Source organism: Streptomyces swartbergensis, assembly GCF_002148965.1.
In the GTDB taxonomy this organism is placed as follows: Bacteria; Actinomycetota; Actinomycetes; order Streptomycetales; family Streptomycetaceae; genus Streptomyces; species Streptomyces swartbergensis.
The window spans coordinates 16,971-41,617 of record NZ_NGFN01000031.1 but is presented as its reverse complement, the minus strand read 5'-3'; the positions used below and the strand labels follow the sequence as shown (position 1 = coordinate 41,617).

At 70.2% G+C, this 24,647-nt stretch carries 23 protein-coding genes and 1 riboswitch; of the genes, 12 read left to right on the top strand and 11 right to left on the bottom strand.

Annotated elements, in window-relative coordinates; all coding sequences use genetic code 11:
• Window positions 1–268 precede the first annotated feature (268 nt).
• A complete protein-coding gene (locus tag CA983_RS08065; RefSeq protein ID WP_086600181.1) occupies window positions 269–874 on the top strand; it encodes a TetR/AcrR family transcriptional regulator in 606 nt (201 codons plus the stop codon).
• Between the two features lie 7 nt (window positions 875–881).
• Here CA983_RS08065 and CA983_RS08060 read toward each other — a convergent pair whose 3' ends face one another.
• From CA983_RS08060 to CA983_RS08045, 4 genes are all read right to left on the bottom strand, one after another.
• Window positions 882–1,205 carry a DMT family transporter gene (locus CA983_RS08060; protein ID WP_086600180.1) on the bottom strand — a complete coding sequence of 108 codons (324 nt, stop codon included), beginning with the start codon at window positions 1,203–1,205 and terminating at the stop codon, window positions 882–884.
• Window positions 1,206–1,378: 173 nt separating this feature from the next.
• Window positions 1,379–2,389: a ribosome small subunit-dependent GTPase A gene (gene rsgA, locus CA983_RS08055; RefSeq protein ID WP_086600179.1), complete on the bottom strand. Its 1,011-nt coding sequence runs from the start codon at window positions 2,387–2,389 to the stop codon at window positions 1,379–1,381.
• A 17-nt stretch (window positions 2,390–2,406) separates the two neighbouring features.
• Complete coding sequence (gene aroA, locus CA983_RS08050) at window positions 2,407–3,723, bottom strand: 3-phosphoshikimate 1-carboxyvinyltransferase (protein WP_086600178.1); 1,317 nt, start codon at window positions 3,721–3,723, stop codon at window positions 2,407–2,409.
• Between the two features lie 94 nt (window positions 3,724–3,817).
• Window positions 3,818–4,540 carry a M50 family metallopeptidase gene (locus CA983_RS08045; protein WP_086600177.1) on the bottom strand — a complete coding sequence of 241 codons (723 nt, stop codon included), beginning with the start codon at window positions 4,538–4,540 and terminating at the stop codon, window positions 3,818–3,820.
• 103 nt (window positions 4,541–4,643) lie between these two features.
• On the opposite strand from CA983_RS08045, the gene CA983_RS08040 reads away from it, so the two are divergent.
• The 10 genes from CA983_RS08040 (at window position 4,644) to CA983_RS07995 (ending at window position 14,733) form a co-directional block, all read left to right on the top strand.
• Window positions 4,644–5,459: an SOS response-associated peptidase gene (locus CA983_RS08040; protein WP_086600176.1), complete on the top strand. Its 816-nt coding sequence runs from the start codon at window positions 4,644–4,646 to the stop codon at window positions 5,457–5,459.
• A gap of 1 nt (window position 5,460) precedes the next feature.
• Complete coding sequence (locus tag CA983_RS08035; protein WP_086600175.1) at window positions 5,461–6,126, top strand: alpha/beta hydrolase family protein; 666 nt, start codon at window positions 5,461–5,463, stop codon at window positions 6,124–6,126.
• A 256-nt stretch (window positions 6,127–6,382) separates the two neighbouring features.
• Window positions 6,383–7,069, top strand: coding sequence for an RNA polymerase sigma factor SigR (gene sigR / locus CA983_RS08030; RefSeq protein ID WP_059416549.1), 687 nt, complete (start codon window positions 6,383–6,385; stop codon window positions 7,067–7,069).
• Entirely contained in the window at window positions 7,066–7,377 is a 312-nt protein-coding gene (rsrA, locus tag CA983_RS08025; protein ID WP_033314427.1) for a mycothiol system anti-sigma-R factor, read from the top strand. Before sigR ends, rsrA begins: the two co-directional genes overlap by 4 nt.
• A 153-nt stretch (window positions 7,378–7,530) precedes the next feature.
• A complete protein-coding gene (locus CA983_RS08020; RefSeq protein WP_086600174.1) occupies window positions 7,531–8,862 on the top strand; it encodes an HD-GYP domain-containing protein in 1,332 nt (443 codons plus the stop codon).
• Complete coding sequence (locus tag CA983_RS08015) at window positions 8,769–10,106, top strand: HD domain-containing protein (protein WP_086600173.1); 1,338 nt, start codon at window positions 8,769–8,771, stop codon at window positions 10,104–10,106. Before CA983_RS08020 ends, CA983_RS08015 begins: the two co-directional genes overlap by 94 nt.
• Before the next feature lie 117 nt (window positions 10,107–10,223).
• Window positions 10,224–11,204, top strand: a complete 981-nt coding sequence (locus tag CA983_RS08010) for a tetratricopeptide repeat protein (RefSeq protein ID WP_086600186.1) — start codon at window positions 10,224–10,226, stop codon at window positions 11,202–11,204.
• A gap of 131 nt (window positions 11,205–11,335) precedes the next feature.
• Window positions 11,336–11,986: a peptide deformylase gene (gene def / locus CA983_RS08005; protein WP_086600172.1), complete on the top strand. Its 651-nt coding sequence runs from the start codon at window positions 11,336–11,338 to the stop codon at window positions 11,984–11,986.
• Window positions 11,987–12,280: 294 nt separating this feature from the next.
• On the top strand, window positions 12,281–13,366 hold the full coding sequence (cyc1, locus tag CA983_RS08000) for an epi-isozizaene synthase (protein WP_086600171.1): 1,086 nt from the start codon (window positions 12,281–12,283) through the stop codon (window positions 13,364–13,366).
• A complete protein-coding gene (locus CA983_RS07995) occupies window positions 13,363–14,733 on the top strand; it encodes a bifunctional albaflavenone monooxygenase/terpene synthase (protein ID WP_086600170.1) in 1,371 nt (456 codons plus the stop codon). The genes cyc1 and CA983_RS07995 overlap by 4 nt, the downstream gene beginning before the upstream one ends.
• 13 nt (window positions 14,734–14,746) lie before the next feature.
• Here CA983_RS07995 and CA983_RS07990 read toward each other — a convergent pair whose 3' ends face one another.
• The 7 genes from CA983_RS07990 to CA983_RS07955 form a co-directional block, all read right to left on the bottom strand.
• Entirely contained in the window at window positions 14,747–15,709 is a 963-nt protein-coding gene (locus CA983_RS07990) for a helix-turn-helix domain-containing protein (protein ID WP_086600169.1), read from the bottom strand.
• Window positions 15,710–15,957: 248 nt separating this feature from the next.
• Complete coding sequence (locus tag CA983_RS07980; RefSeq protein ID WP_086600168.1) at window positions 15,958–16,965, bottom strand: ribonucleotide-diphosphate reductase subunit beta; 1,008 nt, start codon at window positions 16,963–16,965, stop codon at window positions 15,958–15,960.
• Complete coding sequence (locus CA983_RS07975) at window positions 16,965–19,364, bottom strand: ribonucleoside-diphosphate reductase subunit alpha (protein ID WP_086600167.1); 2,400 nt, start codon at window positions 19,362–19,364, stop codon at window positions 16,965–16,967. The genes CA983_RS07980 and CA983_RS07975 overlap by 1 nt, the downstream gene beginning before the upstream one ends.
• 122 nt (window positions 19,365–19,486) lie before the next feature.
• Window positions 19,487–19,615: riboswitch (cobalamin riboswitch) on the bottom strand.
• A gap of 52 nt (window positions 19,616–19,667) precedes the next feature.
• Window positions 19,668–20,174 (bottom strand): GNAT family N-acetyltransferase, encoded by a 507-nt coding sequence (locus tag CA983_RS07970; RefSeq protein ID WP_086600166.1) that lies wholly within the window; start codon window positions 20,172–20,174, stop codon window positions 19,668–19,670.
• A 72-nt stretch (window positions 20,175–20,246) separates the two neighbouring features.
• Window positions 20,247–21,875 carry a monocarboxylate uptake permease MctP gene (gene mctP / locus CA983_RS07965; protein ID WP_086600165.1) on the bottom strand — a complete coding sequence of 543 codons (1,629 nt, stop codon included), beginning with the start codon at window positions 21,873–21,875 and terminating at the stop codon, window positions 20,247–20,249.
• Window positions 21,872–22,138 (bottom strand): DUF3311 domain-containing protein, encoded by a 267-nt coding sequence (locus CA983_RS07960; protein ID WP_086600164.1) that lies wholly within the window; start codon window positions 22,136–22,138, stop codon window positions 21,872–21,874. The genes mctP and CA983_RS07960 overlap by 4 nt, the downstream gene beginning before the upstream one ends.
• A 130-nt stretch (window positions 22,139–22,268) precedes the next feature.
• Window positions 22,269–23,033 carry a GntR family transcriptional regulator gene (locus tag CA983_RS07955; protein WP_208636915.1) on the bottom strand — a complete coding sequence of 255 codons (765 nt, stop codon included), beginning with the start codon at window positions 23,031–23,033 and terminating at the stop codon, window positions 22,269–22,271.
• 313 nt (window positions 23,034–23,346) lie between these two features.
• Between CA983_RS07955 and CA983_RS07950 the strand changes: the two genes are divergently transcribed.
• On the top strand, window positions 23,347–24,627 hold the full coding sequence (locus tag CA983_RS07950; RefSeq protein WP_086600162.1) for an extracellular solute-binding protein: 1,281 nt from the start codon (window positions 23,347–23,349) through the stop codon (window positions 24,625–24,627).
• Window positions 24,628–24,647: the final 20 nt, after the last annotated feature.

Sequence of the window (24,647 nt, the reverse complement as noted above, 5' to 3'; positions counted from 1 at the left end):
GGTCCGCAGCCCGGCGGAGCGGGGTGCCGCTTCTCCCGGGGCGGGCGCCGCCCCCAGCGGCGCGACTGCCCGCAGCTCAGCGGACACCCACCCGCAGCCGCGCGCGGCCCGGACCCACAACCCGCGAGCGGGTGCCACGGCCAGACCGCCGGAGGCACCCGCGCAGGTCGGCTCAAAGGCGCCCCCGTGTGCGCCCGCGGACCCTTGACAGTGGTTTCGTGCACGTCAAATCTGGGCGCAGAGCCGCTCGCCCCAAGGGGAGGCGTTGATGCCTGCAGCGCGGGAATCTCTACTGGACGCCGCTTACGCGGCGCTGGCGCGCCGGCCGTGGTCCGCCGTACGGATGGTGGACGTGGCCGCGGCGGCGGGAGTGTCCCGGCAGACGCTGTACAACGAGTTCGGCAGCAAGGACGGGCTCGCCCGGGCGCTCGTGAGGAGAGAGGCCGACGGATATCTCGCCGGCGTCGACCGCGCGCTCACGGAGCACAGCGACCTGCGCGACCGGCTCACCGCCACCGCCGAGTGGATCACCTCGGCGGCTCGCGAGAACGCACTCGTCCGCGCCATGCTCACCGGCTGCTGGAGCGAACGGCTGCCGTCCCCGGCCCTGTCGGCCGTGCCCTCCAGCTCAGCCGTACCGGCCCAGCGCCGGGCCGACGGTCCACTGCCCTCACCCGGTGACTTCGTCGCCCTCGTCCGCGACCGTGCCGTCACCGTCCTGGCGGGACCCGGCACCCCCAAGTCCGACACCGCCGACCTGGCCCGCTCCTGCGAACTCGCCGTCCGGCTCGCCCTGTCCTGCGTGGCCGCGCCACCCGGCGAGGGCGGCGTCGCCGACCTGGTCCGCAGCGTCCTTCAACGGCAGGCCGACTGACACGACGTCAGTGCGCCGACCCCGACAACTGAAGCCCGATCACACCGATGATGACGAGGCTGATCGACACGATCTTCAGCGTCGACACCAGGTCGCCGAGGAACACCATGCCGTAGATCGCGGTGCCTGCCGCGCCGATGCCGGTCCACACCGCGTAGGCGGGGCCCACGTCGAGTTTCTTCAGCGCCAGGGTCAGCAGGCCGAAACTGCCGAGGGCGAAGACGCAGAACGCGATCGTCGGCCAGAGCCGTGTGAAACCGTGCGACAGCTTCAGACACACGGCGAAGCCGGTCTCCAGCAACCCCGCCACTATGACCAGCAGCCACGCCATGAGTCGTTCCTCCCGTATCCCACGTTCAGCGACCGCTTAGTCAGTTCGAGCAAGTACGCCAGATTCGTCAGCTTCTGGGCGGTCTTGCATCCGGCTTGGTGCGATTATGCACTTACCGTCCGCACGCCATGACAAACAACGCGGAGGTCAGTCGCCTTCCTCGGCCGCCTTCCTCAGTCGCCTTCCTTCCGCTCCCGCGTGGCCAGCAGCCGCCGCAGCGAGTACAGCCGCGCCGGATCCGCGTGCCCCTCGGCCACCCACGCGTCCAACGCGCAGTCCGGCTCGTCATGGCTGCACGCGCGCGGGCAGCCCTCGGTGCCCGGCTCCAGGTCGGGGAAGGCGTGGATGACCCGGGACGGGTCCACGTGGTTCAGGCCGAAGGACCGGATGCCCGGCGTGTCGACCACCCAGCCGTCGCTGCCGGCCAGCGGCAGCGCCAGCGCCGAGGTGGTCGTGTGCCGGCCCCGGCCCGTCACCGCGTTCACATGCCCGGTCGTACGCCGCCGCTCCTCCGGAACCAGCGCGTTGACCAGGGTCGTCTTGCCCACACCGGAGTGGCCGACGAACGCGGTGATCTTGCCGTCGAGCTGCTCGCGTACGCGGGCCACGGCGGTGCCGTTCTGGAGTTCCTCGCGACTGGTGACGACGTAGGGGATGTCGAGATGGCCGTACAGCTCCAGCAGCTTGTCCGGCGGGGCGAGGTCCGACTTGGTCAGGACCAGCAGCGGGTCCAGGCCGCCGGCGTAGGCCGCGACCAGACAGCGGTCGATCAGCCGCGGGCGGGGCTCCGGATCGGCCAGGGCGGTGACCACGGCCAGCTGGTCGGCGTTGGCGACGACCACGCGCTCGTACGGATCGTCGTCGTCCGCGGTGCGGCGGAGCACGGACGTGCGCTCCTCGATGCGGACGATCCTCGCGAGCGTGTCCTTCGTGCCGGACAGGTCGCCCACGAGGGCCACCCGGTCTCCGACCACCGCCGCCTTGCGGCCCAGCTCGCGGGCCTTCATCGCCATGACCACACGGTCCTCGACGAGGCAGGTCAGGCGGCCCCGGTCGACCGTGAGGACGAGGCCCTCGGCGGCGTCCTCGTGCTTGGGCCGGAGGTTCGTCCGGGGCCGGGTGTTCCGGCGGCCGGGACGGGTGCGGATGTCGTCCTCGTCGGTGTGCTTGCCGTAGCGGCGCATGACCTGATCCCCGTGTCCTACGCCCCGAGCATCCCGGTCCACAGATCGGGGAAGTCGGGCAGGGTCTTGGCCGTCGTCGCCACGTTCTCGATCTGCACTCCGTCCACAACCAGGCCGATGATCGCGCCGGCCGTGGCCATGCGGTGGTCGTCGTACGTGTGGAAGATCCCGCCGTGCAGCCGGCGCGGGCGGATGTGCAGACCGTCGGCGGTCTCCGTGACGTCACCGCCGAGTTCGTTGATCTCCTTGGTCAGCGCGGCCAGGCGGTCCGTCTCGTGCAGCCGCAGATGGGCCACGCCGCGCAGGGTCGACGGGGAGTCGGCGAGGGCCGCGACCGCCGCGACGCCCGGCGTCAGCTCGCCGACCTCGCTCAGATCGACGTCGATGCCGTGGATCGAGCCGGAGCCGGTGAACACGAGCCCGAACTCGGTCAGTTCGCAGGAGCCGCCCATCTCGGTGAAGATCTCGCGCAGCCGGTCACCGGGCTGGGTGGTGCGGGACGGCCAGTCCGGGACGACGACCCGGCCGCCGGTCACCAGCGCGGCCGCCAGGAACGGCTGGGCGTTGGACAGGTCGGGCTCGATCGTCAGATCGCGGCCGAGCAGGGCGCCGGGGGTGACCCGCCAGACGTTGGGCTCGCCGCCCGACTCGGGCGTGTCCACCTGGGCGCCGACCGCGCGCAGCATGTCGACGGTCATGCGGATGTGCGGCATGGAGGGCAGCGTGGCGCCGGTGTGGCGGACCTCGACGCCCTGGTTGAAGCGCGGGCCGGACAGCAGCAGGGCGCTCACGAACTGCGACGAGGAGGACGCGTCGATGGCGACCGGGCCGCCGTCCAGGGCGCCGCTGCCGTGCACGGTCAGCGGCAGCGCGCCACGGCCGTCGTCGTCGATCCGGGCACCGAGCTGACGCAGCGCGTCGATGACGCCGTTCAGGGGACGCTCGTACGAGCGGGGGTCGCCGTCGAAGCGGACCGGGCCGTCGGCGAGCGCGGCGACGGGCGGCAGGAACCGCATCACCGTGCCGGCGTTGCCGACGTCGACCGTGGCCGGGCCGCGCAGGCCCGTGGGGATCACGCGCCAGGCCTCCCCGGTGCCGTCCGGGCCCACGCCCTCCTCGATCTCGATGCCCATGGCGCGCAGCGCGCCGGCCATCAGCAGGGTGTCCCGGGAGCGCAGGGGGCGGCGCAGCCAGCCCGGTTCGGAGGCGAGGGAGGCGAGGACCAGGGCGCGGTTCGTGACCGACTTGGACCCGGGCACGTGGACCGTCGCGTCGACGGCTCCGCTCGCGTGCGGGGCGGGCCAAAGGGCGGTGTCTGCGGTGTTCGGGGCCATGGCTTCACTTTATAAGGAGGCAGTGGCTCGGGTGCGGCGCCGTGGGGGCTGGTCGGCCCACGCGGGCGGAGCCGCACATCGGCACCGCCCCGCGTCACACTTCCAGGAGCCACCTGCCCCCGCCGATCAGCGAGCACAGCGACACCGCGTGGAACAGGAAGAACCACAGCCCCGCCGGCACATGCGTCAGCCGCGACAACTGGTCCGCGTCCGAGTCCCCCGCACCGCCCCGCGCCCGCTTGACCTGGAGCTCGAACGCCGGACGCACCCCGCCGATCAGCAGGAACCACACCACCACGTACGCGAACGCCGCCTGGACCTGAGGGCCGGCCAGCCAGGACACCAGGACGAACAGACCGCCGGTGACGATCATGGTGAGGGCGCCGTAGGCGTTGCGGATCATCACGAGCATGGCCAGCAGCAGGGCCGTGGCCAGCCACAGCAGGAGCGTGATGCGCCCGGAGCCCAGCAGGGCCGCGCCGCCGAGGCCCAGCAGGGGCGGGGCGGTGTAGCCGGAGGCCGCGGTGAGGATCATGCCGATGCCGTACGGCTTGCCGCGGCTGACGGTCAGGCCGCTGGTGTCCGAGTGCAGCCGTATGCCGGTGAGGGTGCGGCCGGTGAGCAGGGCCACGAGCCCGTGGCCGCCCTCGTGGGCGATGGTGATGGCGTTGCGGGAGACGCGCCACAGGCCGTGCGGGATCACCACGGCCAGCGCGGCCACCAGGGTCGCGATCACGACCCACAGGTCGGGGTCGGGCTGCGTGCCGGAGACCTCGTCCCAGAGGGAGGCGAGGGAGGCGGTTGCGGTGCTGTCCATGTGCGGCGATGGCTCCCTGTGGGCGGATTCGGAAGGGGCGGCGCGAAGCGCCGCGTTGAGGGGTGGTGGCCGGGAGACGGGTGGGCCTGGCAGTGTGGCACGTATGTGCGGACGGTATGCAGCGAGTCGTAGGCCAGAGGATCTCGCAGGAATCTTTGAGATCCAGAAGTGGGAGCCCGAGGAGACTCTGGAGCCCGACTACAACGTGGCGCCCACCAAAGAGGTCTACGCCGTCCTCGACCGTCCTGTGAAAGACGCGGACGACCCGCGGCCGGTTCGGCAGCTGCGCACGCTGAAGTGGGGGCTCGTCCCGTCCTGGTCGAAGACCCCCGAGGGCGGCGCCCGGATGATCAACGCCCGCGCGGAGACCGTCCACGAGAAGCCGTCCTACCGCCGCGCCTTCACCTCCCGGCGCTGCATCCTGCCCGCCGACGGCTACTACGAGTGGGTCACCGGCGAGCAGGAGCGCGAGCTGGAGGTCGAGGGGAAGAAGAAGCGGCCCCGCAAGCAGCCCTACTTCGTGACCCCGGCGGACGGGTCGGTCTTCGCGATGGCCGGGCTGTACGAGTTCTGGCGGGACAAGACGCTGCCGGACGACCACCCGCGGGCCTGGTGGGTGACGTGCTCCGTCATCACCACCGAGGCCGAGACCAGCCCGCTGGCGGTGTCCCCGGTGGACGGTCCGCGGGCCCTGGCCGAGATCCACCCCCGGATGCCGCTGATGCTGACGCCCGACCGCTGGGACGCGTGGCTGGACCCGTCCCGCACGGACGCGGACGACCTGCGCGAGCTGCTCGCCCCGCCGCCCGCCGGGCTGATGCGCGCCTACCCCGTCACGACGGCCGTCAGCAACGTCCGCAACAACGGCCCGGAGCTGCTGAAGGAGCTGGAAGGGCCGGAAGAGGGCACACTCTTCTGACGTGACGGATGTGAACGATGTGACCAAGGCGGCAAACGCGACCCCCGAGATCGTCGAGACCGAGGCCGGACCCGCCCGAATCACCTGGCACAAGGCGAAAAAGGCCCGGCTGGTCCTCGCCGTCGGCCACGGCGCCGGCGGCGGCATCGAGGCCCGCGACCTGATGGCCCTGGCCGCCGTCCTGCCCGCCCACGGCGTCACCGTGGCCCGTGTGGAGCAGCCCTGGCGAGTGGCCGGGAAGAAGCTCGCGCCCGCGCCCAGGACCCTGGACCTCGGCTGGCGCGGCATCTGGCCCGCCCTCGCCGAGCCCGGCCTGCCGGTCGTGTCCGGCGGCCGCAGCGCCGGGGCCCGGGTCGCCTGCCGTACCGCCACCGAGCTCGGCGCCCACGCTGTCCTCGCCCTCAGCTTTCCTCTTCACCCGCCCGGCAGGCCCGAGAAGTCCCGCGCCGCCGAACTGCTGGGTTCCGGGGTGCCCACCCTGGTCGTGCAGGGCGGGAACGACCCGTTCGGGAAGCCCGGGGAGTTCCCCGAGGGGCCGTACGAGCTCGTGGAGGTGCCGCACGGCGATCACGGCTTCGCCGTCCCCAAGCGCGCGGAGACCACGCAGGAGGAGGCAGTGGCGGTCATCACGGACGCGGTCGTGGAGTGGACCGGGTCACTCGGGTAAAGCTCCGGGAATGCCGGGGCGGCGAGCACTGTTGTGCGGGACGTACGCGCTGGAGACCAGCACCGACGCCGTAGGAGAGGGAGTCCGCCGCATGGGTTCGATCTACTGCCCGAGCCGCAGCAGCCGCGCCGACCTGGACTGGACGGTGCTGCACGCGGCCAGGACCGCCCCCATTCGGGCGGCGGGCGGACCGGATCGTCGTCTATCCTCCGATTCGGGTGAGACCGGTCTCGGTCTCGCGAGAACACTGGAGGAGGTGGGTCCGGTCACTGGGACCGACGCAGGGACCGAACACGGCCAGGCGGAGCAGCCCGAGGGCCAGGGTGGCACGGGCGCGGAGACGGCCGCGGAGCGCAACGCGCGCTTCGAGCGGGACGCGCTCGAGTTCCTCGACCAGATGTACTCGGCCGCCCTGCGCATGACGCGCAACCCGGCCGACGCGGAGGACCTGGTGCAGGAGACGTACGCCAAGGCGTACGCGTCCTTCCACCAGTTCCGCGAGGGCACCAATCTCAAGGCGTGGCTGTACCGGATCCTCACCAACACCTTCATCAACTCCTACCGCAAGAAGCAGCGTGAACCGCAGCGCTCGGCGGCCGAGGAGATCGAGGACTGGCAGCTCGCCCGCGCCGAGTCGCACATGTCGACGGGCTTGCGCTCCGCGGAGTCGCAGGCGCTCGACCACCTGCCCGACTCGGACGTGAAGGCAGCGCTCCAGGCGATCCCCGAGGAGTTCCGCATCGCCGTGTATCTCGCGGACGTCGAGGGCTTTGCGTACAAGGAGATCGCCGACATCATGGGGACACCCATCGGTACGGTGATGTCCCGGCTGCACCGGGGACGCCGTCAGCTGCGCGGCATGCTGGAGGACTACGCCCGTGACCGCGGGATGGTCCCGGCCGGCGCCGGAGAGTCGAACGAAGCGAAAGGCTCGGGGTCATGAGCTGCGGAGAGCCGCACGAGACGGATTGCAGCGAAATCCTCGATCATCTCTACGAGTTCCTCGACCGTGAGATGCCGGACTCGGACTGCGTGAAGTTCGAGCACCACTTCGAGGAGTGCTCGCCCTGCCTGGAGAAGTACGGGCTCGAGCAGGCCGTCAAGAAGCTGGTCAAGCGCTGCTGCGGGCATGACGACGTGCCGGGCGACCTGCGCGACAAGGTCATGGGGCGGATCGAGCTGATCCGCTCCGGCCAGGCCGTCCCCGAGCAGGACGTCACGGCCTCGCCTGCCACGCCGCAGGAGTCCTGACACTCCCGCGCTTTTCAACTACCCCGCCTCTGGCGGGGTAGTCATCCTCGAACGCATCACTCGAACGTGCTAATCCGCGGGTTATCGGCCCGCGGAGCCCCCCGCCGCCGTCCTAGGCTCCGGGCCTGACGGACATGGCCGGGGGAGGGGTGCATGGAAGCGGTACCGGTGCGGGCACGCGTGTACGTCGCCTGTGTCGCCGTCGCCGCCCTCCTCTGTCTGCTGCCGCTGCCGGGCATCCGTACGCCCTGGTGGGCCGTGGCGCTGCTCGCCACGCTGTACGCGGGCTGCGAGCGCGTCGCCCGGTCCCGGTTCGTCGGGATCTCCCATCCGGCCGGGACCTTCTATCCCGTGCTGCTCGCCGGTGCCTTCCTGCTGCCCGCGCCCGCCGCCGCCCTGGTGGCCGTGCCCGGCGCGCTGCTCTCGCACGTCGAGCAGCGGCCCCTGGCGCTGCGCCGGGTCTGGCGGGCCGCCCAGCTCGTCCTCGGCGTGTGGGCCGCGGCCCGGGTGCACTGGGCGCTCGGCGGTCGGGACGCGGTCGTCGCGGGCGACGTCCCCTATGCGCTCGGGCCGGCCGGGGCGGCCGTGCTGGCGTTCTGCCTGGTGCTCGCGCTGCTGGACGGCGGGATCCTGGCCGTCGCCGAGCGGGTGCCGGTGCGGCGGGCCTGGCGGGGGCTCGTGTCGCGCTCCCTCGCGCCCATCGCCGTGCACGGGCTGGCCGGGCTGATGATGGCCGTGCTGTGGCGCAGCCCGTACGGTCCCGTGGCCGCGCTGCTCGTGCTGCTGCCGATGTGCGTCTCGTGGTGGGCCTTCGCGCAGTACCACCGGGAACGGGCCGCCCACCAGGCGACCATCCGGGCGCTGGTGCAGGCCGTCGACATCAAGGACGGCTACACACGCGGCCACAGCGAGCGCGTCGGGCAGGCCTCCATGATGATCGCGCGCGAACTGGGCATGGACGACGAGCGCGTCGAGGTGCTCCGGTTCGCCGGGATCCTGCACGACGTCGGCAAGCTGGGCGTCCCCACCCGGCTGCTCAGGAAGGACGGGCCGCTGACGCCCGAGGAGCGGCGGGTGATCGAGCTGCACCCCGAGTACGGGCACGAGATGGTGCGCGGCATCGGCTTCCTCGGGGAGGCCCGCGCCGCCGTGCTGCACCACCACGAACGGCTGGACGGCACCGGGTATCCGTACGGCCTGATGGGCAGTCAGATCCCGGAGTCCGCCCGGGTCGTGGCGGTCGCGGACGCCTTCGACGCCATGACCTCCACACGGAGCTACAGCAGGGCCCGGCCCGTCGCGGTCGCCCTGGCGGAGCTGAAGCGGTGCTCCGGCAGCCAGTTCGACCCGGAGATGGTCGAGGCTCTCGTGGAGGCCGTCGGCCGGGCCGGATGGCGCCCCGCCGTGACCGCCGACGACGTCGACCCGACCCGGATTCCCCCGCCCGGCGCACCCGTCTCCAGCCGACCGGGAGCCCACCGGTGAGCGCGTACCGCCCGCCGCCGCTCTTCACCCTCGTCCACGGCTGTGCCGCCCTCCTCGCCGCCGGCTCCCTCGCCGTCACCCTCTACGACGGGCTGGAGGAACGCCGGGTCGCCCTCGCCTTCGGCGTCCTCGTCACCGTCGGGGAGCTCGCCCGGCGCAACGGGGCGCGGGTCAGGGAGCCGGCGCCGCTCGGGGCCGCCGCGGCCCTGTCGTACGCGCTGCTCGGCGAGGCCGGCGGGCGGGCCACGCACCACGGCCCCGCCCAGGTCGTCGCCGTCGTGCTCGCCGCCTCGCTGCTCGCCAGCGTGCCGCACGTGGCGCGCGGGCAGGGACCCACGCTCGACCACCTGGCACGCCGGGTGCTCACCGTCGGGTTCGTCGCCGTGTGCTTCCAGCCCCCGTACAACCGGGGCATGTTCGACGACTGGGGCGGCCCCGCCTACGCGCTGCTGCTGCTCGCGCTGCTGTCCCTGACCGCGCTGTGCGACGCGGTGCTCGCCGCCGCGCTGGCCCACTCCCGCACGGGCTGGCCCTTCGGCCCGGTGCTGCGGGACGAGCTGCGGGCCGTGCTCGGCATCGGCTCCGCCGTCATCGCGACCGGGGCGGTGATGGCCCTGGCGGTCGCCGTCGTGGGGCTGTGGGCGCTGCCCGTCTTCTCCGTGCCGCTGCTGCTCGCCCAGATGTCGTTCCGCCGCTACGCCGCCGTCCGGGCGACCTACCGGCAGACCATCGCCTCCCTGGCACGGGCCACCGAGGTCGCCGGGTACACCCCCTGCGGGCATGCCCGCCGCGTCGCCGCGCTCAGCCAGGCGGTGGGCCGTGACCTGGGCCTCACCGAGCCCGAGCTGGCCGTGCTGGAGTACGCCGCGCTCATGCACGACATCGGCCAGCTGAGCCTCGTCGACCCGGTGCCGGCGGGCGCCACCGCCGGTCTGCCCGCCGCCGAGGCGCGGCGGATCGCGCTGCTCGGCGGGGCTGTCGTACGGCAGACGGGCGTCGACGAGGCGGTCGCCGTGGTCGTGGAGCGGCAGGCCGACCCCTACGCGGAGCAGCCGCTCGCCGCGCGGATCGTCCGGGCCGTGAACGCGTACGAGGAGAAGTCCCGGGAAGGTGGCCTGGGCGGACCGCTGACGGCGCTGGAGGAACTCCGGCTCGCCACCGCCGGGGAGTACGCCCCGGAGGTGGTGGAATCGCTGGCCCGGGTACTGGCAAGGAGCAGTCTGACCTTGCCCGTGACTGGGTAACCCATGGGTAATGAGCGCCCCGGAGGCCGTACGTGGTTGGATGCGAAGAAGAAGGTGTCCGGGGGCTCGAAACACAGCTACGGCCAGCCCACCGCACGGAACTGGCAGGCGGGAATCGTGAGGATCTTCGGCAAGGGACGGCACCGGCCCTCCGCCTCCTGGCGGCAGGCCACAGACCGGGCGTTCACTCTCATCGGCGACGGCCGGTACGAGGACGCCGGCGCATTGCTGACACGTGCCGCCGACCTGGAGCCCTGGCTGTCCGAGTCCTGGTTCAACCTCGCCCTGCTGCACAAGTTCCGGCACGACTGGGAGCAGGCGCGGGCGGCGGGGCTCAGGGCCGTGGCGCTGCTCGACCGGGACACCGGCGCGCCCGACTGGTGGAACGTCGGCATCGCCGCGACCGCCCTCCAGGACTGGCCGCTGGCCCGGCGCGCCTGGCAGGCCTACGGGCTGCGGGTGCCGGGGCCGCCCAACGACTCCGGTGAGCCCGTCGGCATGGACCTCGGCAGCGCGGCCGTGCGGCTGTCCCCGGAGGGGGAGGCCGAGGTCGTGTGGGGGCGGCGGCTGGATCCCGCGCGGATCGAGGTGCTGTCCATTCCGCTGCCGTCGTCGGGGCGGCGCTGGGGTGAGGTCGTACTGCACGACGGTGTGCCGCACGGGGAGCGGACGACGGCCGCCGGGCACACGTATCCGGTGTTCGACGAGATCGAGCTGTGGGCGCCGTCGCCGGTGCCGACCTGGGTGGTGCTGCTGGAGGCCGCGACCGAGGCGGACCGGGACGCGCTGGAGCAGCTCGCCGGGGATGCCGGGTTCGCCGCGGAGGACTGGTCTTCCTCGGTGCGGTTGCTGTGCCGGATGTGCTCCGAGTCACGGATGCCGTCCGACGAGGGGGACGGGGAGCATCTCGATCCGCACGATCACAGTGAGCCGGGGCATCCCGGGCCGCTGGGGCATCGGACGGACGGGCAGCTGTGGGTTCCCGAGCGGGAGTGCGGGTTGGCTGCGCCGGCTTCCCTCGTGAGGGGGTTGCTGGACGGGTGGGTTGCCGACAGTCCGGATTCTCGGGATTGGCGGGATTTGGAAGAGGTGTGCTAGGTCATGTGCCGGGTGCGGCGCCGGCGTGGTTTCTCGCGCAGTTCCCCGCGCCCCTGAAGGGGCCTCCGCCACCCGCGTACCCTGTATCAGCATCTCAGCTCGGTTAGGTTCAGGAAGGCGTACGTAACGTCATGGCTCAGCAGGACACCGATCAGCAGCGCGCGGGCGTGCTCCCCGTCGATGACGAGGGGTACGTGATCGACACGGAGGACTGCGAGGAGCGCGAGGCGGCCTGGCGGGAGCGGGGGACCTCGCGGCCGATCACGGTGGTCGGGAACCCGGTGCTGCACAAGGAGTGCAAGGACGTCACCGACTTCGGCGACGAGCTCCAGCAGCTCGTGGCGGACATGTTCGCCTCGCAGCGCACCGCCGAGGGCGTGGGCCTGGCCGCCAACCAGATCGGCGTCGACCTGAAGGTCTTCGTCTACGACTGCCCGGACGACGAGGGCGTCCGGCACACCGGTGTCGTCTGCAACCCCAGGCTCGTCGAACTGCCCGCCGACAAGCGCCGGCTGGACGACAGCAACGAGGGCTGCCTGTCGGTGCCGACCGCGTACGCGCAGCTCGCCCGGCCCGACTACGCCGAGGTGACCGGGCAGGACGAGCGGGGCAACCCGATCCGGGTACGCGGCACCGGGTACTTCGCTCGGTGTTTGCAGCACGAGACCGACCATCTGTACGGCTACCTGTACATCGACCGCCTCTCCAAGCGCGAACGCAAGGACGCGCTGCGTCAGATGGCCGAGAACGAGCCCCGGTACCCCGTCGTCGCGAACGACTGAGACCTCACGATCACCAGGCGCACGGCGTCTGTTCGGGATTCCCGTCCCGAACAGACGCCGTTCGTCTGTGCCGTTCGCCTGTCCGTCGCACGTTCGATCGCTTCTGCTCTCCTGGTGATCCGGTATCAGTCACGCAACGGGAGGTTCCAGGCCCTTGGGGTAGTGAATGAAGCAAATGCGTTCCCAGAACGGTCAGTTGTGGTGCTGAATGGAGGGAGCGGGGTATGCAACGGCGCACGCCCGGCACGGAAGGAGGGGCGCCCGCGCCAACTGGCGGCTGAGAGGGGTTAGTTCGTGCATGCTTTGTCACACGGCACCACATCGACACCGACCACCATCGCTGTTCCACCGTCGCTCTCCCTTCCGGTGATCGAGGCGGCGTTTCCCCGGCAACTCCACCCGTATTGGCCGAAGTGCCAGGAGAAGACGCGGGCCTGGCTGCTCGAAAAGCGGCTCATGCCCGCGGACACGGTGGAGGAATATGCCGACGGCCTGTGCTACACCGACCTCATGGCCGGGTACTACATCGGCGCCTCCGACGAGGTCATGCAGGCGATCGCGGATTACAGCGCGTGGTTCTTCGTCTGGGACGACCGTCACGACCGCGACATCGTGCACGGCCGCCCGATCGCCTGGCGGCGGCTGCGGGACCGGCTGCACTCGGCCCTCGACTCCCCCGGGGAGCACCTGCACCACGAGGACCCACTGGTCGCCGGGTTCGCGGACAGCGTGCTGCGGCTGTACGCCTTCCTGCCGGCGACGTGGAACCTCCGGTTCGCCCGGCACTTCCACGAGGTGATCGACGCGTACGACCGGGAGTTCCACAACCGCACCCACGGAATCGTGCCCACGGTCGAGGAGTATCTGCGGTTGCGCCGGCTTACCTTCGCCCACTGGATCTGGACGGATCTGCTGGAGCCGACCGCGGGATGCGAACTCCCCGACGCCGTACGGAAACACCCGGCATATCGGCGGGCCGCGCTGCTGAGCCAGGAGTTCGCCGCCTGGTACAACGACCTCTGCTCGCTTCCGAAGGAAATAGCGGGCGACGAGGTGCACAATCTCGGAATCAGTCTCATCACCCATGAGGGGCTGACACTCGAACAGGCGGTCACAGAAGTCAGGAGCCGTGTCGAGTACTGCATCACGGAATTCATCGACGTCGAACAGGAAGCATTACGGTTCGCCGACGGACTCGCCGACGGCACCGTGCGGGGAAAGGAACTCAGCGCCGCCGTGCGGGCCTGTCTGAGCAATATGCGGAACTGGTTCAGTTCCGTCTACTGGTTCCATCACGAGTCCGGCCGGTACATGGTCGACAGCTGGGACGACCGGTCCACGCCCCCGTACGTCAACAACGAAGCGGCAGGTGAGAAATGACCGTCGAGTCTGTGAAGCCTGAAGCCCCACTGGTTCCGGAGCCGCTCGAACCGCCCCGGGCCGGCGGCGGTGTCCCCGTCCTGGGGCACGGCTGGAAGCTGGTGCGCGACCCGCTGGCGTTCATGTCCCGGCTGCGCGACCACGGCGACGTGGTCCGGCTGAAGCTCGGACCGAAGACGGTGTACGCCGTCACCACCCCGGCGCTCACCGGCGCGCTGGCGCTGAGCAACGACTTCATCATCGCCGGGCCGCTGTGGGAATCCCTGGAGGGTCTGCTCGGCAAGGAGGGCGTGGCCACGGCGAACGGCCCGCGGCACCGGCGCCAGCGGCGCACCATCCAGCCCGCCTTCCGGCTCGACGCCATCCCCGCCTACGGGCCGATCATGGAGGAGGAGGCACACGCGCTCACCGAGCGCTGGAAGCCGGGGCAGACCATCGACTGCACCTCCGAGTCGTTCCGGGTGGCCGTGCGCATCGCGGCCCGCTGCCTGCTGCGCGGCGACTACATGGACGAGCGGGCGGAGCGGCTGTGCGTCGCGCTCGCCACCGTCTTCCGCGGGATGTACCGGCGGATGGTGGTGCCGCTCGGACCGCTCTACAAGCTGCCGCTCCCGGCCAACCGGGAATTCAACCGGGCATTGGCCGATTTGCATCTCCTGGTCGACGAGATCGTCGCCGAGCGCCGCGCATCCGGTCAAAAGCCGGACGATTTGCTGACGGCATTGCTGGAGGCGACGGACGAGAATGGCGACCCCATCGGGGAACAGGAGATCCACGACCAGGTCGTCGCGATCCTCACCCCCGGCAGCGAAACCGTCGCATCCACGATCATGTGGCTGCTGCATATGCTCGCGGAACACCCTGAACACGCGGACCGGGTGCGTGACGAAGTAGAAGCCGTCACCGGTGGGAGGCCGGTGGCATTCGCAGACGTCCGAGGACTCAGGCACACCAACAATGTCGTCGTCGAGTCCATGCGTTTGAGCCCGGCCGTGTGGATTCTGACGCGACGGGCGGTACGGGACACGGAACTCGGCGGATACCGGATTCCGGCCGGGGCGGACATCGTCTACAGCCCGTACGCGATCCAGCGCGATCCGAAGTCGTACGCGCGGAACCTGGAGTTCGACCCCGACCGCTGGCTTCCGGACCGGGTCAAGGACATCCCGAAGCACGCCATGAGCCCGTTCAGCGTGGGCAACCGCAAGTGCCCGAGCGACCACTTCTCGATGGCCCAGCTGACGCTGATCACGGCGGCGCTGGCCACCAGGTTCCGCTTCGAGCAGGTGGCCGGCTCCAACGACGCGACACGGGTGGGCATCACGCTCCGGCCGCACGACCTGCGGCTGCGGCCGGTGCCGAGGTGAGCGCTGGTGATCGTCAGGCCGCTTCGGGGCCCCTGAATGTGCGCCGGTAGGCGTTCGGCGTCGTCCCGACCGACCGGACGAAGTGGTGGCGCAGCGCGGCCGCGTTGCCGAACCCCGTTCGACCGGCGATCGCGTCCATCGTCTCGTCCGTCGCCTCCAGCAGCCGCTGGGCCAGCAGCACGCGCTGGCGCAGGATCCAGCGGTAGGGAGTCGTCCCGGTCTCCTGCTGGAAGCGACGGGCGAAGGTGCGCGGAGACATGTGGGCGCGGGCGGCCAGCTGCTCGACGGTGACCTCCTCGTCGAGGTGCCGCTCCATCCACGCCAGCACCTCGCCGATCGTGTCGGCCTCGGAGTGCGGCAGCGGGCGCTCGATGTACTGGGCCTGGCCGCCGTCGCGGTGCGGCGGCACCACCATCCGCCGGGCGATCTTGTTGGCGACCTCCGAGCCCTGCTCCTTGCGCACCAGGTGGAGGCAGGCGTCGATGCCGGCGGCCGTGCCGGCGGAGGTGATCACCGGGTCCTCGTCGACGTAGAGCACGTCCGGCTCGACGGTGATCCGCGGGTACTGCCGGGCGAGGTCCTCCGCGTGCCGCCAGTGCGTGGCGCAGCGGCGGTCGTCCAGCAGCCCGGCCGCGGCCAGCACGAAGACGCCGGAGCAGACGCTGAGCACCCGGGCGCCGCGGTCGACACCGCGGCGCAGCGCGTCCAGCAGCTCCGGCGGGAAGGCCCGGGACTCGTAGCGGTGCCCGGCGGGCACGGCGATCAGGTCGGCCGTCTCCAGCCGCTCCAGACCGTGCTCGATCTGCAGCGCGAAGCCCGTGTTCGTGCGCAGGGCCGGGCCCTCGGCCGAGGCCACGGCGAAGTCGTAGACCGGCAGTCCGTCGTCGCTGCGGTCGGTGCCGAAGACCTCGCACACCACACCGAGTTCGAAGGGGTTCACGCCGTCGAGGAGGATGACGGCCACGTTCTGGAGCATGCCTCCAGTGTGCCTCGTCAGTGGCAGTAATTCGAGGGTCTACGACAGTACTGCCACTGACGGTAAGGAGTCACCGGCGCGACAGTGGTGTCCATGGACACGAACCAGGTACAGACACTCATCGCAATGATCTTCGTGCTCGGGACGCTGGTCCTCCTGGTCCTCCCGTCAGTGATCGGTATCGTGCGCGACCGGCGCGTCGACCGTCAGATCAGGGAGGCCCAGGAGACCCGCGAAGGCGTGGCGGTTCAGAAGTCCTCGTCCAGGTCGACGGTGCCCTCCACCGCCACCTGGTACGCGGAGGGCCGCCGCTCGAAGAAGTTGGTCAGCTCCTGAACCCCCTGGAGCTCCATGAAGGAGAAGGGGTTCTCGGAGCCGTAGACCGGAGCGAAGCCGAGGCGGGTGAGCCGCTGGTCGGCGACGCACTCCAGGTACTGCCGCATCGACTCGGTGTTCATGCCCGGGAGGCCGTCCCCGCACAGGTCGCGCGCGAACTGGAGCTCGGCCTCGACGGCCTCGCGGAGCATGTCCGTCACCTGCTGCCGGAGCTGGTCGTCGAACAGCTCCGGCTCCTCCTTGCGGACGGTGTCGACCACGTCGAAGGCGAACGACATGTGCATCGTCTCGTCGCGGAACACCCAGTTGGTGCCGGTGGCCAGCCCGTGCAGCAGGCCCCGGCTGCGGAACCAGTACACGTAGGCGAAGGCGCCGTAGAAGAACAGGCCCTCGATGCACGCGGCGAAGCAGATGAGGTTGAGCAGGAAGCGGCGGCGGTCGGCCTGGGTCTCCAGGCGGTCCAGCTTCTCGACCTCGTTGATCCACTTGAAGCAGAACTCCGCCTTCTCGCGGATGGAGGGGATGTTCTCCACGGCGGCGAACGCGGCGGCGCGGTCGTCCGGGTCGGGGAGATAGGTGTCGAGCAGCGTCAAGTAGAACTGGACGTGCACGGCCTCCTCGAACAGCTGGCGTGACAGGTACAGCCGCGCCTCGGGGGAGTTGATGTGCTTGTACAGGGTCAGCACCAGGTTGTTCGCGACGATCGAGTCACCCGTCGCGAAGAAGGCCACCAGACGGCCGATCAGGTGCTGCTCGGCGGGGGAGAGCTTGGCGAGGTCGGTGACGTCCGAGTGGAGGTCGACCTCCTCCACGGTCCAGGTGTTCTTGATGGCGTCCCGGTAGCGCTCGTAGAAGTCCGGGTAGCGCATCGGGCGGAGAGTCAGCTCGAAGCCGGGGTCGAGAAGGTTCTGAGTCGTCATTATTGGCAGGCCTCGCAGGACTCGGGGTTTTCCAGGGAGCAGGCGGTCGCTTCGGGGTCCGGGGTGGCCTGCACGGGGACGGTGGCCTGGGCGGCGCGGGCGATGCGGGTCGCCGGGCGCGAGCGCAGGTAGTACGTGGTCTTCAGCCCGGACTTCCAGGCGTAGGCGTACATCGAGGAGAGCTTGCCGATGGTCGGCGTCTCCAGGAAGAGGTTCAGGGACTGGGACTGGTCCAGGAACGGGGTCCTGGCCGCCGCCATGTCGATCAGGCCGCGCTGCGGGATCTCCCACGCCGTGCGGTACAGGGCGCGCACGTCGTCGGGGATCCAGGCGAAGTCCTGCACCGAGCCGTTCGCCTCACGCAGGGCCTCCCGGCTGCGGGCGTCCCACACGCCGAGCCGCTTCAGCTCCTCCACCAGGTAGGAGTTGACCTGGAGGAACTCACCCGACAGCGTCTCGCGCTTGAACAGGTTGGACACCTGCGGCTCGATGCACTCGTACACGCCCGCGATCGAGGCGATCGTGGCCGTCGGCGCGATGGCGAGGAGCAGGGAGTTGCGCATGCCGGTCGCGGCGATGCGCTCGCGCAGGGCCGCCCAGCGCTCCGGCCAGGTCGGTTCCACGTCGTAGTGGTCGGGGTGGAGCACGCCCCGGGCCGTACGGGTCTTCTCCCAGGCCGGCAACGGGCCGATGGGGGTCCCCCCTGCACCGGAGCTTGTCGTAGGTGCTTGGGGGCGCTCGGCGAGTTCGGCGGAGGCCTCGTACGCGGCGAGCATGATCCGCTCGGCGATGCGGGTGGACAGCGCCTTGGCCTCGGGCGAGTCGAAGGGCAGGCGCAGCTTGAAGAAGACGTCCTGGAGGCCCATGACTCCGAGGCCGACCGGACGCCACCTGGCGTTGGAACGGCCCGCCTGCTCGGTCGGGTAGAAGTTGATGTCCACGACCCGGTCGAGGAACGTGACGGCCGTGCGGACGGTCTCGTCCAGCCGCTCCCAGTCGATGTCCCCGCCGGTCTGGTCGACGAACGCGCCGAGGTTGACCGACCCCAGGTTGCAGACCGCCGTCTCGCCGTCGCTGGTGACCTCCAGGATCTCCGTGCAGAGGTTGGAGGAGTGGACGACGTGGCCCGGCTCGGCGGTCTGGTTGGCGGTGCGGTTGGCGGCGTCCTTGAAGGTCATCCAGCCGTTGCCGGTCTGCGCGAGGGTGCGCATCATCCGGCCGTACAGCTCGCGCGCGGGCAGCGTCTTCTTCGCCAGGCCCTTCGCCTCGGCGGCCCGGTAGGCGGCGTCGAACTCCTCGCCCCACAGGTCGACCAGCTCGGGCACGTCCGAGGGGGAGAACAGCGACCAGTGCGCGTCGGCGTTCACCCGCCGCATGAACTCGTCGGGCACCCAGTGCGCGAGGTTCAGGTTGTGCGTGCGGCGGGCGTCCTCGCCGGTGTTGTCGCGCAGCTCCAGGAACTCCTCGATGTCGGAGTGCCAGGTCTCCAGGTAGACCGCGGCGGCGCCCTTGCGGCGGCCGCCCTGGTTCACGGCGGCGACCGAGGTGTCGAGAGTCTTCAGGAACGGGACGATGCCGTTGGAGTGGCCGTTCGTGCCGCGAATCAGCGAACCGCGGGCACGGATACGGGAGTACGCGATGCCGATGCCGCCGGCGTGCTTCGACAGCCGCGCCACCTGGTGGTACCGATCGTAGATCGAGTCCAGCTCGTCCTTGGGGGAGTCGAGCAGGTAGCAGGACGACATCTGGGGGTGCCGCGTGCCGGAGTTGAAGAGGGTGGGGGAGGAGGGGAGGTAGTCCAGCCGGCTCATGAGCCGGTAGAGCGCGGCGACTTCGTCGAGCGCCCGGGTGGTGTCGTCCTCGGCGAGGCCGGCGGCGACGCGCAGCATGAAGTGCTGGGGCGTCTCGATCACCTTGCGGGTGATCGGGTGCCGGAGCAGGTAGCGGCTGTGGAGTGTGCGCAGGCCGAAGTAGCCGAAGCGGTCGTCGGCGGCCGTGTCGATCAGGGCGTCGAGGCGGGCGGCGTGGACGCGCACGAACTCGGCGGTCCGGTCGGCGATGAGGCCCTCCCGGTGCCCGACCGCGACGGACTCGGTGAAGCACGTGACGCCCTGCGAGGCGGCCTCGGCGCGGATCCCGATCGTCAGCAGGCGCGCGGCCAGCCGGGAGTAGGCGGGATCCTCGGAGATGAGGCCGGCGGCCGCCTCCGTCGCCAGCTCGCGCAACTCCGATTCGTCGGCCCGCGCGGACCGGCCGCGCAGCGCGGCGGCGGCGACCCGGCCGGGGTCGGCGTCGGGGAGGTCGGCGGTCAGCTCGGTCAGGGTCCGCAGCAGCGCGGCACCAGGACCGTCGTGCTCTTCTTCGGCGGCTGAGACCGGATCGGCTGGCGCGATGGTCACGTGGGGCTCTCCCTCGCTCGGCACGGGGGCCTCGCAGGGCAGGGGGCAGCACGCGAGCGCACGCGGCGTCGCGTCCACCGGCCCATTCCACGAGGCCCGGACGTCGGGGCACACCGGCCGGACGGCCGGGCGCGCTGTCGGCAGGTCCTCGGACTGACTCCCATGCACGCATAAAAAGGCATGGGTACACCGTTGCGGGACAGTTCCGGATTCGCACCGGATTCCCCTGCGGCGACAGCGAGCATGAGCATACATCTTGTGCCGGGTGGAGAAAGCACCCCTAGATGTAGTGTCGCGACGGTTTCACAGCGTCAACTCGTAGGTGAGGAGAGTGATGTCGTCGAGCTCCGGAATCGGGTTCCAGTCGCGCTCCGGGACACGGACGAAACCGAGGCGTTCGTAGAGGCGGTGGGCGGAGTGCATGGTGCGCTGCGTCGACAGGACGACGCGGACGCAGCCGTCTGTCGCGCGGGCCCGGTCGACGCAGGCGCGGACGAGGGCCTCTCCGGCGCCGCGGCCGCGGGCCTCGTGGGCGACGGCGAGCATCCGTATCTCGGCCTCTGAGGGCCGGGCGATGTCGGCCATGGGGCCGCCGGAGGGGACGAAGGTGACGCCACCGAGAAGGTGTTCGCCCCGGGTGGCCACCAGGACGTCCGCGGCGGCGGCCCGCTTGGCCACGTCCTTGAGTTCGCCGAGGTACCAGTCGCTCTCACCGAAGTGGAGGAGGCCGTCCTTCAGGTAGGCCTGGGCGGTGATCTCGCCGAGGGCGTCGTACTCGGTGGGCTTCACTCGCCGGATGAGGATGTCCATGGTCCGAGTGTGCGGGACGGGTATGACAACGGGCCGCCGGTTTCTCACCGGCGGCCCGTAGTCACCTGCGACTCAGTGCGAGGTGCCCGCCGTCGCCGGCGGAAGCTCCACCTGGACCCCGGGGTCGCCCGCGTCCGCCGTGTAGTCCTCCGGCTTGGTCTCGTCGATGCCGTCGGGGGCCTTCAGGGCCTTGAGGACGAAGGTCAGGACCACGGTGACGACGACGTTCAGGACGAACGCCGTGAGGCCGATGTAGCCGATCTCGCCGATGCCCGGGATCTCCTTCGACGAGCCGCCGAAGTGCTTCTGGGTCGGGGAGGCGACGCCGTACGCGGCGACCGTGCCGTAGACCATGCCGACCGCCCAGCCCGCGAGCAGGGCCCAGCGGTGGAACCAGCGGGTGAACAGGCCGCCGACCAGGGCCGGGAAGGTCTGGAGGATCCAGATGCCGCCGAGCAGCTGGAAGTTGATGGCGACCGTCTTGTCCATGGTGAGGACGAAGGCCAGCGCGCCCACCTTCACCAGCAGGGACACCAGCTTGGAGACCTTGGTCTCCTGCGCGGGCGTGGCGTCGGGCTTGATGAAGTCCTTGTAGATGTTGCGGGTGAAGAGGTTCGCGGCCGCGATGGACATGATGGCCGCCGGGACCAGGGCGCCGATGCCGATCGCCGCGAAGGCCACGCCCGCGAACCAGTCCGGGAACATGGTCTCGAACAGCTGCGGGATCGCCAGCTGCCCGTTCTGCACCTTGATCCCGGCCGCGATCGCCATGAAGCCGAGCAGCGCCAGCAGGCCCAGCATCAGCGAGTACAGCGGCAGGATCGTGGTGTTGCGCCGGATCACCTCACGGCTCTTCGAGGACAGCGTCGCCGTGATCGAGTGCGGGTACATGAAGAGCGCGAGCGCGGATCCCAGCGCCAGCGTGGCGTACGTCCACTGCCCCGCCTCCGGCGGCACCAGCGCACCGCGCGGCGCGCCCGTCGCCGGGTTGGTCTGGCTGTACGCCTCGCCGGCCTTGGCGAAGATCTCGTCGAAGCCGCCCAGCTTGATCGGGATGTAGATGATCGCCACCGCGATGACGATGTAGATCAGGGTGTCCTTCACGAACGCGATCAGCGCCGGTGCCCGCAGACCCGACGAGTACGTGTACGCGGCCAGCACACCGAAGGCGATCAGCAGCGGCAGGTCCTTGATGAACCAGTTGGTGTCCTCGCCGCCGCCGACGCCCATCACGTCCAGCACGGCCTGGATGCCGACCAGTTGGAGCGCGATGTACGGCATGGTCGCGAGGATGCCGGTGAGGGCCACGGCCAGGGAGAGGCCCTTGGAGCCGAAGCGGCCGCGCACGAAGTCGGACGTCGTCACGTACCCGTGCTTGTGCGAGACCGACCACAGGCGGGGGAGGAACGTGAAGATCAGCGGGTAGATCAGGATGGTGTACGGCACCGCGAAGAAGCCTGCCGCGCCCGCCGCGTAGATCGCCGCCGGTACGGCCACGAAGGTGTACGCCGTGTACAGGTCGCCGCCGAGCAGGAACCAGGTGATCCAGGTGCCGAACGAGCGGCCGCCCAGGCCCCACTCGTCCAGGCTGTGCTCGTTCTCGGCCTTGCGCCACCGCGCGGCCAGGAAGCCCAGGACCGTGACGAGCAGGAAGAAGAAGATGAAGACGGCGAGTGCGACGCCGTTCACGCCGTCCTTCACTCCGACGCACCGCCCTTCGCGGCAGAGCGGGCGCGCTGGTCACGCTGCCACAGCTTGTAGGCGATCATCGTCAGCACGGTGGAGATCAGGACCCACGCCATCTGGTACCAGTAGAAGAACGGGATCCCGATGAAGGCCGGGTCGGTCTTGGCGTACGAGCCGACCCACAGCATGGCCACGAAGGGCGCTATGAGGCAGAGGGCGATGACGACGCGCATCGGCGTCACCGTCGCCCCTCTGCCGGCTTCTGGGGCTTGCGACATCAGGCGGCTCCGTCCCCTCAGTGATCACCTGTGCAATGCGCAGGCAATCTAGGTCAGGGTGTGGCGACAGCGGAACCCCTCGTCCGTAATGCGGTACCCAAAAGAAACCGACGGTTCGGCTGCCGGTCCGCTACTCCTGGGGGCGCTTCAGACGGGCCACGAACTTGTACCGGTCGCCCCGGTACACCGACCGCACCCACTCCACCGGTTGGCCCTCCCGGTCCAGTGAGTGACGGGAGAGCATCAGCATCGGCAGGCCGACGTCCGTGCCGAGCAGGCCGGCCTCGCGCGGGTTGGCCAGCGACGTCTCGATGGTCTCCTCGGCCTCCGCGAGATGGACGTCGTAGACCTCTGCGAGCGCGGTGTAGAGGGACGTGTACTTCACCAGGGAGCGGCGCAGGGCCGGGAAGCGCTTCGCGCTGAGGTGGGTGGTCTCGATGGCCATCGGCTCGCCGTTGGCCATGCGCAGCCGCTCGATGCGCAGCACCCGCCCGCCGGTCGTGATGTCGAGCAGCCCGGCGAGACGGTCGTCGGCGGTGATGTAGCCGATGTCCAGGAGCTGCGAGGTGGGTTCGAGACCCTGGGCGCGCATGTCCTCGGTGTACGAGGTCAGTTGCAGTGCCTGCGAGACCTTCGGTTTGGCGACGAACGTGCCCTTGCCCTGGATGCGCTCCAGCCGGCCCTCGACGACCAGCTCCTGCAGCGCCTGGCGCACGGTCGTGCGCGAGGTGTCGAACTCCGCCGCCAGTGTGCGCTCGGGCGGGACCGGCGTGCCGGGCGCCTGCGTCTCGGTCATGTCGAGCAGGTGCTTCTTCAGGCGGTAGTACTTGGGCACGCGTGCGGTACGGACGGGTGCCCCGCTCTCGTGCTCCGCACTGCTGATGTCGGTGCTCATGCTCCGCCTTCCCGGCTCCTCTGCCGACACGATCCCACTTGTATACCGTCGGCGCTGCTTTTGGTCTAGTCCACAACTCTAAGTGGTCTACCTGGAGTATGCCGTGCCCGGCCGGGTTTTCGCCGGGTTCTTACTTAAAGGTTCCTGCATATGTACGTCGCATAACGGCTGGTCAGAGCTCATTCTGGACCCTTGACAGGCCTGCTGGTCTGGTCCAAGCTCCCCCTACTGGTCTACACCATTGGTCCAGGGTCCTGGCCCCACGTTCACCGCGGGGAGCAGGGGGGTCGGTGGCATCCCTGAGGAGGGTGGCGTGAAGCGCAAGCTGATATCCGCGATCGGTATCGCGGGCATGGTGGTCTCCATCGCGGCGTGCGGGGGCGAGGGTGGCGGGGGTTCGGACAAGGGTGCGGACGCCAAGGAGCTGACCGTCTGGCTCACCGTCGACGCCCAGAACAACTGGCCGGAGCTGGTGAAGGCCGCCGACGCTGCGGTGCAGAAGAAGCACCCCGGCCTGAAGATCAACCACGAGTACTACGGCTGGCCCGACAAGAACGCCAAGCTCGACGCCGTCCTCGCCACCGACAAGGTCCCCGACGTGGTCGAGATGGGCAACACCGAGATGCTCGGCTACATGGTCAAGGGCGCCTTCGCTCCGCTCGACCCCGCCGACTTCGACAGCTCGGACGCCTGGCTGGACGGCCTCAAGGCCTCGGTGACCTACGAGGGCAAGACCTACGGCGTCCCGTACTACGCCGGTGGCCGCGTCGCCAACTGGCGCAAGGACGTGGCAGCCTCGGTCGGGGTGAAGACGCCTCCGAAGACGTACAAGGAGCTCACCGCCGCCCTGGACAAGATCCAGAAGAAGCAGGGCGACAAGTTCAGCGCCTGGTACCAGCCCACCCGCGACTGGTACGCGGCCATGTCCTTCGTCTACGACGCCGGCGGCGCCATCGCCACCGAGTCGGGCGGCCAGTGGAAGGCCTCCCTCTCCTCGCCCGAGTCCCTCAAGGGCCTGAAGGAGTTCAAGAACGTCGTCGACAGGTACATGCACGGCGACAAGACCAAGGACGAGTCCGACCGCTACATCGTCTACGGCCAGGGCAAGTCCGCCATGATCTTCGCCGCCGCGTGGGAAGGCGCGACCGCCGAGGACCCGAAGAACGACAAGAGCGGCAAGCTCAAGGGCAACCTCGAGAACTTCGTGATGCCCGGCCCGTCCGGCAAGAACATGCCCGTCTTCCTGGGCGGCAGTGACCTCGCCGTCCCGGTGAAGTCCGACGCGCCGGCCCTGGCCGCCGAGTGGATCAACGCGTTCGCCGGCTCCTCCGGCCAGAAGGGCCTGATGGCCAAGGGCAACCTGCCCAACAACAAGACCGACCTCGCGACGCTGAAGAACGACCCGAAGACGGCGGTCCCCGCCACTGCGGCCGAGTCCAACTGGTTCGTCCCGATGGCCCCCGGCTGGGGTCAGGTCGAGAAAGCGCAGATCCTCCAGACCATGCTCCAGAGCATCGGCACCGGCAAGAAGTCGGTTGAGGCCGCCGCCAAGGAGGCGGACGCCGCGATCGACAAGGTCATCAACACCAAGTGACCTTCGAGGCGGGGCTCCCT

Bases quoted from the DNA above. Each gene is read 5' to 3' on its own strand.
- CA983_RS07995 (WP_086600170.1), top strand. From the start codon at position 13,363: ATGACCGTCGAGTCTGTGAAGCCTGAAGCCCCACTGGTTCCGGAGCCG.
- CA983_RS07980 (WP_086600168.1), bottom strand. From the start codon at position 16,965: ATGACGACTCAGAACCTTCTCGACCCCGGCTTCGAGCTGACTCTCCGC.
- CA983_RS07960 (WP_086600164.1), bottom strand. From the start codon at position 22,138: ATGTCGCAAGCCCCAGAAGCCGGCAGAGGGGCGACGGTGACGCCGATG.
- rsrA (WP_033314427.1), top strand. From the start codon at position 7,066: ATGAGCTGCGGAGAGCCGCACGAGACGGATTGCAGCGAAATCCTCGAT.
- CA983_RS08065 (WP_086600181.1), top strand. From the start codon at position 269: ATGCCTGCAGCGCGGGAATCTCTACTGGACGCCGCTTACGCGGCGCTG.
- rsgA (WP_086600179.1), bottom strand. From the start codon at position 2,389: ATGCGCCGCTACGGCAAGCACACCGACGAGGACGACATCCGCACCCGT.
- CA983_RS08040 (WP_086600176.1), top strand. From the start codon at position 4,644: ATGTGCGGACGGTATGCAGCGAGTCGTAGGCCAGAGGATCTCGCAGGA.
- CA983_RS08045 (WP_086600177.1), bottom strand. From the start codon at position 4,540: ATGGACAGCACCGCAACCGCCTCCCTCGCCTCCCTCTGGGACGAGGTC.
- CA983_RS08020 (WP_086600174.1), top strand. From the start codon at position 7,531: ATGGAAGCGGTACCGGTGCGGGCACGCGTGTACGTCGCCTGTGTCGCC.
- CA983_RS07990 (WP_086600169.1), bottom strand. From the start codon at position 15,709: ATGCTCCAGAACGTGGCCGTCATCCTCCTCGACGGCGTGAACCCCTTC.
- CA983_RS07970 (WP_086600166.1), bottom strand. From the start codon at position 20,174: ATGGACATCCTCATCCGGCGAGTGAAGCCCACCGAGTACGACGCCCTC.
- aroA (WP_086600178.1), bottom strand. From the start codon at position 3,723: ATGGCCCCGAACACCGCAGACACCGCCCTTTGGCCCGCCCCGCACGCG.
- CA983_RS08015 (WP_086600173.1), top strand. From the start codon at position 8,769: ATGGCGCCCCGCCGTGACCGCCGACGACGTCGACCCGACCCGGATTCC.
- CA983_RS08060 (WP_086600180.1), bottom strand. From the start codon at position 1,205: ATGGCGTGGCTGCTGGTCATAGTGGCGGGGTTGCTGGAGACCGGCTTC.
- def (WP_086600172.1), top strand. From the start codon at position 11,336: ATGGCTCAGCAGGACACCGATCAGCAGCGCGCGGGCGTGCTCCCCGTC.
- CA983_RS07955 (WP_208636915.1), bottom strand. From the start codon at position 23,033: ATGAGCACCGACATCAGCAGTGCGGAGCACGAGAGCGGGGCACCCGTC.